Here is a 14844-nt window from a genome sequence, read left to right on the forward strand (position 1 = left end):
TGGATCCGGGCCGGCCTCAGCAAACTCGAGCGATCCGCGCACTTCAAAGATAGCTCGCATCGGAGCGGGTTTCAGGCGGTCAGCGTGACCACCGTGCCGCTCGTTCGGGCCTGCTCGGCGGCCCAGACGACCCGGTGCGTAGCGAGGCTGGCGCCGGCGTCGGTGGGGAGCAGCGTCGGGTCTCCGGTCTGTACGGCGCGCAGGAAGGTCTCCGTCAGCTCCTGATCGCCGCCACCATGCCCGTCACCATCAGCCTCCGGTACTGCGAGCAGCTCCTCCTCACCAGTCCGGAAGTCCACCAACCGGATCGTCTGCCCATCGCCGTCGAGGAACCCGTGCGTGCCCAGAAGCCTTGTCCTGCGATGCTCCATCGGCGTGAACGCGCTCATCGTGAACGAGCAGGTGCCGCCATCAGGGAACTCCAGGTTCACCACCTGATGATCGACAACATCGTTGTCACACGCATAGACGCACCGCCCGTACGGACCGGTCCGCAATGCCTCGAGCACGCCGGCCTCGGTGCGCTCGTCGGTCACCGCACCCAGCGGCCAGTAGTGCCGGTCGGGGTCGGCCAGGCAGTCGAGGTAGAGCCGCTTCGCGGAGTACGGGCACGAGGGTTCGAGCGGGCAGTCGAGGCAACGCGGGGCTGCCCTGGCTGGACGCTCGGACGCCTTGAAATGGGTCAGGCTGCCGAACGAGCTGACCCGGGTCGGTACCGCGTCGAAGAGATGCACGAGCCAGTCGAGGTCGTGGCACGCCTTCGTGAGCAGCATCGGCGCCGATGTGTCCGACCGCCGCCAATGCCCGCGCACGAACGAATGCGCCTGATGCCACCACCCCACCGGCTCGAGGTGCTGGACGTTCACGAGCCGCCCGATCCGCCCGGTGGCGAGCAACTCCTTCAGCATCCGGGTGTACGGCGTGTACCTGAGCACGTGGCAGACCGCCAAGATGATCCCGTTGCGCTCGGCCGCACTCGCGATCTCGGCAGCCTCGACCTCGGTCGTCGCCATCGGCTTCTCGAGCAGCAGGTGATAACCGAGGTCGGCCAGCCGCACGGCCGGCGCAGTATGCAGTTGGTCCTGCGTGGCGATGATCGCGGCGTCCGCCAGCCGCCCGGCCTCGGCCAGGTCGGCCCAATCGGCGTACAGGCGATCGGCCGGTACTGCGAACTCCGCACCGAGTGCCGTCCGCCGCCCCGGATCGGGCTCGGCGATGGCGGTCACCCGGGCCGCTCCGGAGGCCACGGCACTCCGGGCGTACAGCTGTCCGCGGAGTCCGCCGCCGACCAGGGCTAGAGTCACGCTTGTCATGGATTCCTTTCCCCGAGTTATAAAGGAGTCCATCATTATTGGCACTGATCGCGACGAACCTCAAGGGGTGGACGATGACCGGGGAACCGAGCGGCGGCGACCTGTCCAGACTGCGGCAGCTCAACGCGATGGCGGCGATCAGGGCGTTGCGCGACGACAAGCCGCTCACCCTGACCGAGCTGGCCAAGCGCACCGGGCTGTCCCGCGCCTCGACCGAGGACGTGATCCGGGAGCTGATCGGCCGCGGCTGGGTGGCCGAGGCCGAGCCGACCGCCGGTACCGTCGGGCGACCCGCGCGCCGGTACCGGTTCCGCGCTGACGCCGGGCGGGTGCTCGGCGTCGACATCGGCGGCCACACGATCCGCGCCCTGATCACCGACCTCGACGGCGAGGTGCTGCACTCGGCGACCGTCGCTGTCACACCCGAGCTCGGCCGCAAAGAACGTCTCGCCGCCATCGACCGTTGCGTCGTAGCCGCTCTCGCCGGCGCCAACACCACACCCGATCAGATCTGGTCGACCGGAGTCGCCACCACCGGTCTCGTCGACGGCACCGGCAAAGTCATGCTGTCCGACTCCCTGACCGAATGGACCGGCGTAGACCTCGCGGACCACCTACGCCGCCTCGTCCCCGCGCCGATCCGAGTCGAAAACGACAGCAAACTAGCCGCGCTGGCCGAGTCCTGGCGAGGCGTCGCCCGCTACGCCAAAGACGTCGTCTTCCTCCTGGCCGGCGTCCGAACCGGCACCGGCCTGATCATCGACGGCAAACTCCACCGAGGCTTCGGCAACGCCGCCGGCGAGATCGGCGCCCTCCCCGCCGTCGGCTGGCTGAAAGCCCCCGACCACCTCCGAGCCTGGACCACCACCAACCCCACCCCCAGCCCCGGGGCGGGCGGTGATGAGTTCGGTGATGTGTTCGAGGCGGCCCGGCAAGGCGATCGGACTGCGGTGAAGGCTGTCCGGCGGTACACCCGGGACATCGCCGTCGGCGTCTCAGCGCTCATCCTCACGCTGGACCCCGAGTTGCTCGTGATCGGTGGTGGGTTTTCGCGCTCGGCCGACGTGGTGATCGGCCCGTTGCGCGGTGAGCTCGACCGGTGGTGTCTGCGGACGCCGGAGATCCGGATCTCGACCTTCGGAGACGAAGGCGTGGTGCTCGGAGCGGTGCGTTTGGCGCTCGAACAAGTGGAAACGAGCATGTCCGAGGGCGCTGACCCCTTGACATAATTTCAATGGACTCCATGATTAGTCCCAATCACCGGGATGTCGTCTGGAGGACCCAGGATGCGATTGTCGAAGAGGCTGAGCGCGCTGCTGCTCGGCGGGCTGTTGGCGGTTTCGGCCTGTTCGGGCGGCGGCGACGACAAATCGGCCGCCGACCCGAACGCGAAGGTCACGCTCTCGTACGGCGTCTGGGACGCCAACCAGAAACCGGTGATGGAAGCCCTCGCCACCGAGTTCACCAAGACCCACCCGAACATCACCGTCCAGGTGCAGCTCACCCCGTGGGCCGACTACTGGACCAAGCTCAAGGCCGCCGTCACCGGCGGCGCGGCGCCCGACGTCTTCTGGATGAACGGCCCGAACTTCCAGCTGTACGCCTCGAACAAGGTGATCGCGCCGATGCCCGGCCAGGCCGACCTCTCGGTCTACCCGAAGCCGCTGACCGACCTCTACACCTTCGAGGGCAAGCCGTACGGGCTGCCGAAGGACATGGACACGGTCGGGGTCTGGTACAACAAGACGCTCTTCGACGCGAAGAAGGTCCCATACCCGAAGGACGACTGGACCTGGGCCGACTTCAAGGACGCCACGGCCAAGCTCACCGACGCGTCCAAGGGCATCTACGGCACGGCCGCCCAGCTGGGCAGCTTCCAGGAGTACCAGTACGACACGATCGCCCAGGCCGGCGGTTACGTCATCTCACCGGACGGCAAGAAGTCCGGGTACGACGACCCGAAATCCATTGCCGGCTTGACGTTCTGGACCGACCTGATCAAGAACAAGCAGTCGCCGGACCTGAAGACGATGACCGACACGACGCCGATCCAGCTCTTCGAGGCGGGCAAGATCGCGATGTACTGGGGTGGCTCCTGGAACGTCTCGGAGTTCACCGCGAACACGTACACCAAGGGCAAGGTCGACGTCGCGCCCCTCCCCCGCGGCGAGAAGCAGGCGACCATCATCCACGGCGTCGCCAACGTCGTCTCGGGCAAGACCGAGCACCCCGACCAGGCCTGGGAGTTCGTCAAGTACCTCGGCTCGAAGGACGCGGCCGAGATCCTCGGGCAGAAGGGTCCGATCCCCGCGTACAACGGAACGCAGACCGCCTGGGTCAAGGCGCACCCCGAGCTCAAGCTGCAGACCTTCCTCGACTCGGTCAGCTACGCAGTGCCGTTCCCGGTCTCGAAGAACACGGCGGCCTGGAACGAGGCGGAGCTGACCTACCTCACCAAGGCCTGGACCGGCGAGGAGCCGACCGACAAGGCCGCCACCGACCTCGCGCAGGCGATGAACTCGCTGCTCGCCAAGGAGTGAGATGCGGCGTCCCGGATCCGTCAAGGAGGCTCTGTGGGGGTACGCGTTCATCGCCCCCACAGGCCTGGGGATCGCGATCTTCTACCTCTGGCCGGTGCTCCAGACCGCGTACTTCTCACTGACCGAATGGGGTGCCTTCGGCGGCCATACCTGGACCGGTCTGGAGAACTACCGCCGGCTGGGCAGCGATCCCGAGGTCGGCCGGGCGCTGGTCAACACGCTCACCTACACCGGGCTCGGACTGCTCAGCATCCCGCTGGCGATCGGTTTCGCAGTCCTGCTCAATCGCAAGGGCATGCGGTTCGTCGGCCTGTACCGGACCTTGTTCTTCCTGCCCGTCGTGACGATGCCGGTCGCGATCGCGATGGTCTGGCGGTGGCTCTACAACGGTGACTACGGACTCATCAACTACCTGCTGTCGCTGGTCGGGATCGACGGCCCGAACTGGGTGGCCGATCCCGCGACCGCCCTGTATGCGCTGGTCGTGGTCGGGATCTGGGCCAGCGTCGGCTACAACCTGATCATCTTCCTCGCCGGACTCCAGGCGATCCCCAAGGAGTACTACGAGGCCGCGGCGATCGACGGCGCCGGACCGTGGCGGCAGTTCTTCCACGTCACGCTGCCGTTGCTGTCGCCGACCGCGTTCTTCGTCTCGGTCGTGTCGGTGATCGGGTCGCTGCAGCTGTTCGACCTGGTCTACGTGATGGCAGGAGCCGGTGCCGGCGCGCGGGCGAACCCGGCGTTCCCGCGGCTGGAGACCGTCGTCCAGTTGTTCTACGACCGGGCCTTCGTCACCAACGATCGCGGTTACGCGGCCGCCATCGTGATGATGCTGCTGCTCCTCATCGTCGTGCTGACCGCGATCCAGTTCCGGTTCCAGAAGAGGTGGGTGCACTATGCGTAGCAAGAACGCCCCGGTGCACACGATTCTGATCGCCTCCGCGCTGGCGATGGTGGCGCCGTTCGTCTGGCAGATCATCACGTCGCTCAAGTCGTTGAGCAGCGCGACGAGTGTCCCGCCGTCGTTGTTGCCGGAAGGGCGGTGGGACAACTACAGCAAGGTCTTCCAGGTACTTCCGTTCGGCCACCAGTTCCTCAACACGGTGCTGATGGCCGGGTTGCGGACGATCGGGCAGGTGCTGTTCTGCTCGATGGCCGCCTATGCCTTCGCCCGGCTGCGGTTCCCCGGCCGGAACGTGCTCTTCGGGGTGCTGCTGTCGGTGCTGATGGTTCCGCCGCAGTTGTTCATCATTCCGCAGTACCAGATCATGTCGTCGCTGGGTTGGCTCAATTCGCTGCAGGCGTTGGTGGTACCGGGGTTGTTCAGCGCCTTCGGTGTGTTCCTGCTGCGCCAGTTCTTCCTCGGGCTGCCCAAAGAGCTCGAGGAGGCCGCCGCGATCGACGGTGCCGGGCCGGTACGGATCTACTGGTCGATCGTGCTGCCGCTGGCCCGGCCGGGACTGGTCGCGTTGGCGCTGCTCGTCCTGCTCTGGTCCTGGAACGACCTGTTCTGGCCGCTGGTGGTCAACACCGACCCCGACAAGATGACGCTCTCGGCCGGGCTGGCCTCGCTGCAGGGGCAGTTCCAGACCGACTACCCGGTCCTGATGGCCGGCTCGCTGCTCGCGTCACTTCCGATCATCGCGATCTTCACGTTGTTGCAACGCCAGTTCATCCAAGGCATCGCGACATCTGGAATCAAAGGCTGATCTCTACCAGGAGGACCTACCGCCCATGAGGTCTCTGAAAACGCTCGCCGCCGTTCTCGCCAGAAGCCTGATCGCCGGCAGCCTGCTCGCCGCCCTTGCCATCACGACTCCCGCCTACGCCACGATCAGCGGCCAGTCCGCGACCAACACCGCGACGACGGTGACGTACCAGTTCGGCTTCACCGGCGCACCGACGTACGCGCGGACCTACATCGACACGGATCGGAGTGCATCGACCGGCTTTGCGACCGGCGGGGTCGGCGCCGACTACCTGCTGGAGAACGGCAGCCTGTACCACCACAACGGCGGCGGTTGGAGCTGGACGCTGGTCGGGGCGGTCACCTTCTCCAACACTGGCGGAGTCGCCCGGTGGACGGTGAATCGCTCCAGCATCGGTGAGACCGCGACTCCGAACGACGCCGATCTCGTCTTCCAGGTCGAGAGCCCGTTGGAGACTTCGGCGAAGTACACGCACGTCTACAGCGGCGGCGGTGGTACTGGCGACGTTTCGTACACCGCATCGACCGACAACTTCGCCAACCCCGAGCGCGGGCTCTATCACCACACCGGAGACTGCGACAAGACCGACTTCTCGCTGGCGACGCTGCAGAGCTACCGGACCAGCCAGGGGATTTCGCTGGTGATGTGCGTGTTCTACCTCGCGGAGTACAAGAACTCGGCGATCGCGCAGTCGGCACTGGATCAGCTCCAGCAGCAGCTCGACACCGTCCGGGCCGCGGGCCTCAAGATGGTTCTTCGGTTCGCCTACACGACCTCGACCGCCGGCGACGATGCGCCGCTGAGCCGAGTCCAGTCTCACTTGAACCAGCTGGCGCCGTACCTGAGCAGCAACAAGGACGTCATCGCGGTCATGCAGGCAGGCTTCATCGGCGCGTGGGGTGAGTGGTACTACACGCAGAACTTCGGCAACGCCGGCACGGTCAGCTCGACCGACTGGGCCAACCGCAAAGCCGTCGTCGACAAGATCCTCAGCGTGCTGCCGTCCGACCGGATGGTCCAGCTCCGGACGCCTGCGATGAAGCGGACGATGTACTCGACCAGCCCGGTGGCGGCCGGCTCGGCCTACAACGGCTCGGCGCTGTCGCGACTCGGGCACCACAACGACTGCTTCCTGGCCAGCCCGGACGACTTCGGGACATACCAGAACACCTCGGTCGAATATCCCTACTTGCAGTCCGACACGACGTACGTCGCGATGGGTGGCGAGACCTGTGGATCGAACCCGCCGCGGTCGAGCTGCCCGACGGCTTTGAGCGAGCTCGCACAGTTCCACTGGTCCTTCATCAACACCGACTACGAGCCGACCGTCCTCAACTCGTGGAACACCGGCGGCTGCCTCGCCGACATCACCAAGCGCCTCGGCTACCGCTTCACCCTGCAGACCGCGACTCTCCCGACGACCGCCACCCGAGGCGGCAGCCTCCCCATCTCTATCACCCTGCAAAACAACGGCTTCGCGACGCCGTACAACCCACACAACGTCCAGCTCGTACTACGTAACACCTCCAGCGGCGCCATCACAGCCCTGGCCCTGAGCACCGACCCGCGCAGGTGGACCGCCGGCGCGACCACCACGATCTCGCAGACGCTCACCATCCCCGCCAGTCTGCCGGTCGGCTCATATGCCCTGCTCCTCAATGTCCCCGACCTGCAGCTGTCCGGCCGCCCCGAGTACTCCGTCCGCTTCGCCAACCAGTCCACCTGGGAGCCGGCGACCGGGATGAACTCGCTCCTCCGCACCATCACCGTCAGCTAGCCCAAGGAGTCCACCGTGAAACGGCTGCTAGCCGCCATCGCTCTCATGAGTCTGGCCCTGCCGACCCAGGTCGCCGTTGCCCATGGCAATGGAACCACCACCCGCACCTACACCGCCTCCACCGGCGTGATCGCCAACCCCGAGCGCGGTTTCTACCACCACACCGAGACGCACTACTACGCCGACGGCACCGGGTACACGCCGCTCGACCAGACGACCCTGCGCAACTTCCGCACGCAGGAGAACATCACGCAGATCCTCCGCGTCTTCTACCTGGAGAAGTTCTCCGGCCAGGACAAGCTCGACAAGGCCTACCTGGACAAGGTCCGCGCCGACTTCGCCACCATCCGCGCCGCCGGCGTCAAGGCGATCGTCCGCTTCGCCTACGCCCTCCCCGGCGAAGGCTGGCCACCACCTACGCCGTACGGCGACGCGCCGCTGCCCCGCGTCCTCAAGCACATCAACCAACTGACCCCGATCCTGCGCCAGAACTCCGACGTCATCGAATTGGTCCAGGAAGGCTTCATCGGCCTCTGGGGCGAGGGTTACTACACCGACCACTTCTCCGACCCCGCAGACCCAAGCATCGTCACCGACCAGAACTGGACCGACCGCAAGGCCGTCTCGGACGCGCTGCTCAAAGCACTCCCCCGCGACCGGATGATCCAGGTGCGCACCCCGTATATGAAGCAACGCACGTACGGCGTACCCACCGGCACCGCCGGCGCCCTGACCGCCGCCCAGGCCTACAACGGCACCCCCGTCGCCCGAATCGGCCACCACAACGACTGCTTCCTGGCCAGTCCCGACGACTTCGGCACCTACCTCAGCGACCCGATCCAGCTAGACAAGGACTTCGTCGCGCAGGACAGCAAGTACCTGCCCCAGGGTGGCGAGACCTGCGCCGTCAACTCTCCCCGCTCCGACTGGCCGTCGGCCTCCGCCGAGATGGCCGAACAGCACTTCTCCTTCTTGAACACCGACTACAACCACGACGTTCTGAACACCTGGGGCGACACCGGTATCACCACCACGAAGCAGAAGCTCGGCTACCGCTTCACCCTCCTGAACGGCACCTACCCCAACACAACCCGCCCGCACGCCAAGCTCTCCATCACCCTGAACATCCGCAACGACGGCTGGGCAACCCCGTACAACCCGAAGAAGGTCGAACTGATCTTCCAGGGCGACCGGCACTCCTACGCCGTCACGCTGCCGACCGACCCGAGGCGTTGGGCCGCCGCCACCACGACGACGCTCGAGCAGCAGGTCCACGCGCCGGCGGTACCCGGCAAGTACAAGCTGTTGCTGAAGATCTCCGATCCGCAGCTCGCCAACCGGCCGGAGTACTCGATCCAGCTGGCCAACCAGGGCACCTGGCAGCCGGCCACCGGCGCCAACGACCTCGGCCAGACGGTCACAGTCAGCCGGCGGTGATCAGGCGCCCGCGCCGGGCAGCATCTCGGACAGCTCGATCATGTTGCCCCACGGATCACGGAAGAACGCCAGCCGGCGACTGATGTCGTCGATCTCGAACGGCTCGCCGACGAGCTCCACTCCTCGGCGAGCCAGTTCGGCGACGGTGGCGTCGACGCTGTCCACGTGCAGGCAGATGTGCTGGTAGCCGCCGTACTGCAGGCTGACCGCCAGGTCGTCGGTCGGCTCCTTCGGGAACGGGATCGGCCCGGCGAGCAACTCGAGGTGGAAGTCGTCATCGTTCGCGGGGCTGAGATAGGCCAGCTTCAGCTCGCCGTACGGCCACTCCTGCAGCACCCGGAAGTCGAGTTTCTCCGTGTACCACTCCTTGGCCGCCTGGTAGTCCGGCACCCGGACCCCGACGTGATGCCCGCCGAACGAGGCGAACGGGCTGGCTGGATTCTTCGGTGGGTTGGTCGGCATCGGCATGAGGTCACTCCAGATCGAATCGGTTGGATGCCCCAAGCCAAGCCGCCGGACCGATCTCGTTGAAGACACTGACTGGCACCGCTCAGACCAGGTCTGGCAGACCTACCCAGACCGTCGCCACCGCCGGCGGGCGTCGCGCACAATGGATGCACGATGACTGAGCTCAGTGATTTCCTCCGGTCCCGTCGGGCCCAGCTGACGCCGCCCGACGTGGGGTTGCCGTGGAACGGCGATTCCCGGCGGGTGAACGGCCTGCGGCGGGAAGAGGTCGCCGTGCTCGCGGGGGTCAGCGCCGACTACTACACCCGGCTGGAGCAGGGGCGCGCGCGGAACGTGTCCGAGCAGGTACTGGCCGCCGTCGCCGACGCCCTCCGGCTGGACGACCTGGAGCGCAGGCACCTGTACGACCTGGCGCGGCCCGCGACGGGTGGGCCGGAGGCGGGTACGAAGGTGCCCAAGGCAAGGGTCGCCACGCAGATGATGCTGGCCGCCCTCGACCCGGTCCCCGCGATCATCCACGGGCCGCGGCTGGAGGTGGTCGCGATCAACCGGATGGGCAGCGTGCTGATCGACGACTTCGACTCGATGCCGGCCGCCGAGCGGAACATGGCACGCTGGATGTTCCTCAACCCGAAGGCTCGCATCGTCTACCCAGACTGGGCCGAGGTGGCCGCGCAGATGGTGGCGATCCTGCGGGCAGCCGTCAAGCCGCGGACCCCGGACGCCGCGCTGACCCGGCTGGTCGACGGGTTGCGAGCGGAGTCGGCCGAGTTCGACCGCTGCTGGTCGGAGTACAAGGTGTTCCAGCACACGCACGGGACCAAGCGGTTCCACCACGACGCTGTCGGTGAGATGGAGATCAACTACGAGTCCCTGGTACCACCTGGCGACCCTCAGTTGTCGCTGATCATCTACACCGCCGCCACCGGCTCGCCGTCGGAGGAGAAGGTCAAGCTGCTGAGCAGTTGGGCAGCGACCGTCAACGCCAGATGAGGTGGTCGGCGGGGCCGCCGGGGACCGGTTCGAAGGCTACGTCCTCAGCGGGTACTTCGTTGCCGTTGGCATCGACGAAGCCGACGGAGACCAGTTCGCCGGTCCGGGTGTTGCGGCGGAGGACGGTGGGGCCGTCTTCGCGGGGTTCGTAGACGTCGCCCCATTGCTGGAGGGCGGCGAGGGTGAGCTTCAGGTCCTTGCCTGCCTGGGTCAGGTGGTAGGAGGAGCGGGTGCGTTCGCCTTCGGCGCGGTAGTCGCGCTTTTCGAGGACGCCGGCTTCCACCAAGGTGTGCAACCTGGCGGTGAGGATGTTGGGGGCGATGCCGAGGATCTCCTTGAACTCGGCGAAGCGGGTGTTGCCTCGGTGGGCCTCGCGGAGGATCAGGACGGACCAGCGGTCGCCGATCACCTCCAGGGTGCGGGCTATCGAGCAGGTCGGCCGCGCCGTCTCAGTCTTCATCGGACCTCCGTCTCCAAATTGCCCCGTACTGCGAGCAGCCCAGCCACTCCGAACGCCAGAACCGTCAGCACCCCGATCGCCAGGACCCCGAGCAGCAAAGCCGTGCTCAGACCCGATGCGGTGGCGATGGCTCCGAGCGACAGCGCGACCGTCCCTTGGCCGACGTACGCGACCAAGTAGACCGCAGAAACCGTGCCACCCCGGTGATGCGCCGGTGCGTGAGTTGCCACGAGTCCAAGCCCACCGGAGAACAGCAATCCGTAGCTGACTCCGCCAAGCAGGCTGGTGAGGATGAACAGCGGCAGCGAGTGAGCCTGCGCCGACACCACCAGCAGCGTCAACGCCGCAGCGACGAAGCCGGTACCGACGAGCACCTGCCGCCCAGCCGGAATGCCACGGGTCAGGATCGCCGTCACGCCGCCCGTCGCGGACAGGATGGCGAGTACCAGGCCGGTGACGAAGATGTTGGTCGAGCCGATCAGGTCGCGGGCGAGTTGGGCACCCAAGGCAAGGAACACGGTGCCGAACGCGAACGACGTCGTCACGGCGAGCGCTGCAGCGGCGTACAGGAGGCGAATCCCCTTCGGCACCCGGATCGGGCGCGGCCGCCAGTGGCCCTGGCTCTCATCCTTGGTGTGCCGCGGCATCGCCCACACGAACGGGAACACCAGCGCGATCACACCCACCAGCACCCAGAAGTCCAGATGCCGCGGCGCCGGACCGTACTGAATCAACCCACCCCCGACGATCGTCGCCAACGACAGGCCGACTGTCGTTGCCGCAGTAGTCACAGACGACGCCCGCGCAGCCTTCCCGCGAGCACTGAACTCCACCGCGGCAGCCGTCGCAGGAGCCAGCGCCAGCCCGACGCCCACCCCCATCAGCGCACGCCCGGCATACACCCAGCCCACCGAAGGAGCGACCGCGAACAGCAGCACCCCACCCAGCATCGCGCCGAGCCCGTACAGCATCGTCGTCCGCCGGCCGATGTAGTCGGACAACTGCCCGAACACCAGCAGGAACACCACCAGCACGATCGGATAGACCGCGAAGATCGCCGTCGTCGCGGTCGGCGTCAGATGCCAGGTCTTCGCATACAGCGGGTACGTCGTAGTCGGCGCCGCGCTCGTCCAGAGGCTGAGCCCCGCGACGACCGCCGCCGTCCAGAAGCTCGCCTTCCGGCTCAACGTCCGTGGTTCCCGAGCGGTCACAACAGGCAGTTCGAGTGTGGTCATGTCCATCCACAACACCTGAATATCAAGTTGCAATCCAGCTTCTCGGGTGACACCGGTCACACTGGCGCCGGATTCTGTGCGAGCCTGGCCTCGTGGCTATCGGAGACCGTGAGCTGCGGGGGCGCCGGCAGGAGAACGCTGTACTGGACGGCGTGGTCGACGGTGCGCGGGCCGGGCGGGCCGGCGTGCTGGTACTGCGCGGCGAAGCCGGCGTCGGCAAGTCGGCCTTGCTCGATGCGTTCGTCGCCCGGGGCAAGCGATGCCAGGTCGCCCGGGCGGCGGGCGTCGAGTCCGAGATGGAGCTTGCGTACGCCGGACTGCAGCAGATCTGTCACCCGTTCCTGAGCCGGCTCGACCATCTGCCCGGCCCCCAGCGCGACGCTCTCGGTATTGCGTTCGGACTGGTGACCGGACCAGCGCCCGACCGGTTCCTGGTCGGCCTGGCTGTCCTCAACCTGCTCAGCGACGCGGCCGACCAGCAGCATCCGGTCCTGTGCGTCGTCGATGACGCACAGTGGCTGGACCGGGTATCGGCGCAGGTGCTCGCCTTCGTCGCCCGGCGGCTGGAGGCCGAGTCTGTGGTGATGATCTTCTCCGTCCGCGACGGTGAGGAGCATGAGCTGACCGGCCTCCCCGAGCTGGAGATCCGCGGCCTCGACGGCGACGACGCGCGGGCACTGCTGGACTCGGTACTGCCCGGGCTCGCCGACCAGCGCGTCCGCGACCGGATCGTCGCCGAGACCCGCGGCAACCCGCTCGCACTGCTCGAACTGCCACTCGCGTGGACAACCGCCGAGCTCACCGACGGATTCACCTCGGGCGGTCTGGCCGGCCGGATCGAGGAAGGTTTCGCACTACGCCTCGAACCCCTCCCGGCCGACACCCGGCTGCTCCTCCTCACGGCCGCCGCCGAACCGCTCGGCGACGCGACCCTGCTCTGGCGCGCAGCCGAGCAACTGGGCCTCGGCGCAGACCCGGCAGCAGCCGCGATCGCGTCGGGACTGATCAGCTTCGGCCAGCACATCCGGTTCCGGCACCCGCTGGTGCGCTCAGCGGCGTACCGGATGGCTTCGCCGCAGGATCGGCAAGCCGTGCACCAGGCCCTGGCCGACGTGACCGACCCGGCGGTCGATCCCGATCGACGCGCGTGGCACCGCGCCCAGGCGACAGCGCGACCCGACGAAGAGGTCGCCGCCGAACTCGAGAACTCCGCGAACCGGGCCGCCGGCTGCGGCGGTCTCGTCGCGGCAGCCGCCTTCCTCGAACGCTCGGCCGCGTTGACACCCGAGCCCAGCCTGAGAGCCAGACGAGCCCTCTCGGCGGCCGGAGTGATGCGCAGTTCGGGTGCGCTCCGCGGCGCACTCACACTGCTCGGCAGCGCGGCCGCGGGACCACCCGACCCGCTCCGAGCGGCCGAGATCGAGCGCCTGCGCGGAGAGATCGCCTTCGACCAAGGGCACGCCGGCGATGCTGCCAGGCTCCTGCTCAAAGCGGCCAGGCAACTCGAACCGCTCGATCCCAGCCAAGCACGGGAGACCTACCTCGAAGCCCTGTCGGCCGCGATGTGGTCCACCGGGGCTGAGGCACCGGCCATCCTGATGGAGACGGCGAACGCGGTACCGGCTGCCACGGCCTCCGACCGACCGGCCGATCTGCTGCTCGACGCCCTCGCGGTGCGCTTCACCAGTGGGTATCCAGCAGCCGCTCCACTGCTGACCCAAGCCCTCACCCAGGCTCTCCAGAGCGAGATCGGCACCGACGAGGTCAGCAGCTGGCTCTGGCTGGCCGGGAACCGGGCCGGCGGCACGATCGCCATCGAAGTCTGGGACTTCGACGGCGCACTCGAACTCGCACTCCGGCAGGACCGGCTGGCTCGCCAGACCGGCGCCCTGGTGCAACTGCAGTTCGCGCTCAACTTCCGCGCCAACCTCCAGTGCCTGACCGGCGAGCTCGCCGTCGTCGCCGGACTGCTCGAGGAGGATCGCCAGATCGCGGCCGCGTCGGGCAACCCGCAAGTCGCGTACGGCAACCTCATGCTCGAGGCGTTCCGTGGCAACGAGGCGACGGCGACCCACCTGATCGACACGACCATCCGCGAGGCGACGGCCCGCGATCAGGGCCGGATGGCGGCGTTCGCGACGTACGGGAAAGCGGTCCTGCACAACGGCCTCGGCCGGTACGACGTCGCGCTCGACGCCGCTCGCCAGGTGTTCGAGCAGGACGTCGTCGGCTACGGCGTACTGGTGGTGAGCGAGTTCGCCGAGGCAGCCTCCCGGACGGGCGACACGAAGCTCGTCGAGACCGCCCTCGCCTGGCTGACCGAACGCACCGGCGCCCTCCCGACCGCCTGGGGGCTCGGCATCGAGAGTCGCGTCCGCGCCTTGCTGACCTCGGACGAAGCGGCGTACCGCGAATCCCTCGACCACCTCAGCCGGACCAACCTGCGCGTCGAGATCGCCCGCGCCAAGCTCCTGTACGGCGAATGGCTACGCCGCGAGGGTCGTCGCGTCGATGCCCGCGAGCAACTCCGCTCGGCGCACGACCTGCTGATCGAGATGGGACTCGGAGGATTCGCCGAGCGTGCCCGGCACGAACTGCTCGCGACGGGTGAGACCGTGCGCAAACGCTCACCCGAGACGGCGAACGACCTCACCGCGCAGGAAGCCCAGATCGCCGGCCTGGCCCAGGACGGCCTGACGAACCCGGAGATCGCGGCGCAGCTGTTCATCAGCCACCGGACCGTCGAGTGGCACCTGCGCAAGGCGTACTCCAAGCTCGGCATCACCTCCCGGCGGCAACTCCGCGGCGCACTCGCCCGCTCCCCCGCCTGACGACAGACCAGGGTGTTCCACGGACGCGACGCACCGCGGCCGGACGCGACGATGCAGGCAGGCGCGTTCGAAGGAGTGGAC

General features: G+C 67.5%; 12 protein-coding genes. 8 read left to right on the top strand and 4 right to left on the bottom strand.

Features of this window, described 5'->3' with window-relative positions:
- Positions 1-71 precede the first annotated feature (71 nt).
- The gene (locus AB0M15_RS27175) at positions 72-1313 is read right to left on the bottom strand and encodes a Gfo/Idh/MocA family oxidoreductase (RefSeq protein WP_363824268.1); all 1242 of its coding nucleotides are present in this window, start codon (positions 1311-1313) and stop codon (positions 72-74) included.
- A 74-nt stretch (positions 1314-1387) separates the two neighbouring features.
- On the opposite strand from AB0M15_RS27175, the gene AB0M15_RS27180 reads away from it, so the two are divergent.
- Genes AB0M15_RS27180 through AB0M15_RS27205 form a run of 6 tightly spaced genes read left to right on the top strand, consistent with a single transcriptional unit; the run spans position 1388 to position 8776 of the window.
- The gene (locus tag AB0M15_RS27180; protein WP_363824269.1) at positions 1388-2542 is read left to right on the top strand and encodes an ROK family protein; all 1155 of its coding nucleotides are present in this window, start codon (positions 1388-1390) and stop codon (positions 2540-2542) included.
- 57 nt (positions 2543-2599) lie between these two features.
- On the top strand, positions 2600-3853 hold the full coding sequence (locus AB0M15_RS27185; protein WP_363824270.1) for a sugar ABC transporter substrate-binding protein: 1254 nt from the start codon (positions 2600-2602) through the stop codon (positions 3851-3853).
- Position 3854: 1 nt separating this feature from the next.
- On the top strand, positions 3855-4757 hold the full coding sequence (locus AB0M15_RS27190) for a sugar ABC transporter permease (protein ID WP_363824271.1): 903 nt from the start codon (positions 3855-3857) through the stop codon (positions 4755-4757).
- Complete coding sequence (locus AB0M15_RS27195; RefSeq protein ID WP_363824272.1) at positions 4750-5562, top strand: carbohydrate ABC transporter permease; 813 nt, start codon at positions 4750-4752, stop codon at positions 5560-5562. Before AB0M15_RS27190 ends, AB0M15_RS27195 begins: the two co-directional genes overlap by 8 nt.
- Before the next feature lie 25 nt (positions 5563-5587).
- Complete coding sequence (locus AB0M15_RS27200) at positions 5588-7339, top strand: DUF4832 domain-containing protein (RefSeq protein ID WP_363824273.1); 1752 nt, start codon at positions 5588-5590, stop codon at positions 7337-7339.
- Positions 7340-7354: 15 nt separating this feature from the next.
- Positions 7355-8776: a DUF4832 domain-containing protein gene (locus tag AB0M15_RS27205; RefSeq protein WP_363824274.1), complete on the top strand. Its 1422-nt coding sequence runs from the start codon at positions 7355-7357 to the stop codon at positions 8774-8776.
- Here AB0M15_RS27205 and AB0M15_RS27210 read toward each other — a convergent pair whose 3' ends face one another.
- A complete protein-coding gene (locus AB0M15_RS27210; protein ID WP_363824275.1) occupies positions 8777-9244 on the bottom strand; it encodes a VOC family protein in 468 nt (155 codons plus the stop codon). It lies immediately after the preceding gene.
- Between the two features lie 153 nt (positions 9245-9397).
- Between AB0M15_RS27210 and AB0M15_RS27215 the strand changes: the two genes are divergently transcribed.
- Positions 9398-10237 (top strand): helix-turn-helix transcriptional regulator, encoded by an 840-nt coding sequence (locus tag AB0M15_RS27215; RefSeq protein WP_363824276.1) that lies wholly within the window; start codon positions 9398-9400, stop codon positions 10235-10237.
- Here the strand turns inward: AB0M15_RS27215 and AB0M15_RS27220 are convergent.
- Both AB0M15_RS27220 and AB0M15_RS27225 read right to left on the bottom strand, forming a co-directional pair.
- Positions 10224-10697 (bottom strand): helix-turn-helix domain-containing protein, encoded by a 474-nt coding sequence (locus AB0M15_RS27220; protein ID WP_363824277.1) that lies wholly within the window; start codon positions 10695-10697, stop codon positions 10224-10226. The genes AB0M15_RS27215 and AB0M15_RS27220 overlap by 14 nt on opposite strands.
- A complete protein-coding gene (locus AB0M15_RS27225; protein WP_363824278.1) occupies positions 10694-11938 on the bottom strand; it encodes an MFS transporter in 1245 nt (414 codons plus the stop codon). Before AB0M15_RS27225 ends, AB0M15_RS27220 begins: the two co-directional genes overlap by 4 nt.
- Before the next feature lie 86 nt (positions 11939-12024).
- Between AB0M15_RS27225 and AB0M15_RS27230 the strand changes: the two genes are divergently transcribed.
- Entirely contained in the window at positions 12025-14763 is a 2739-nt protein-coding gene (locus AB0M15_RS27230; RefSeq protein WP_363824279.1) for an AAA family ATPase, read from the top strand.
- The last annotated feature ends 81 nt before the right edge of the window (positions 14764-14844 follow it).

It is taken from the genome of Kribbella sp. NPDC051718 (genome assembly GCF_040681515.1).
Lineage (GTDB): Bacteria > Actinomycetota > Actinomycetes > Propionibacteriales > Kribbellaceae > Kribbella.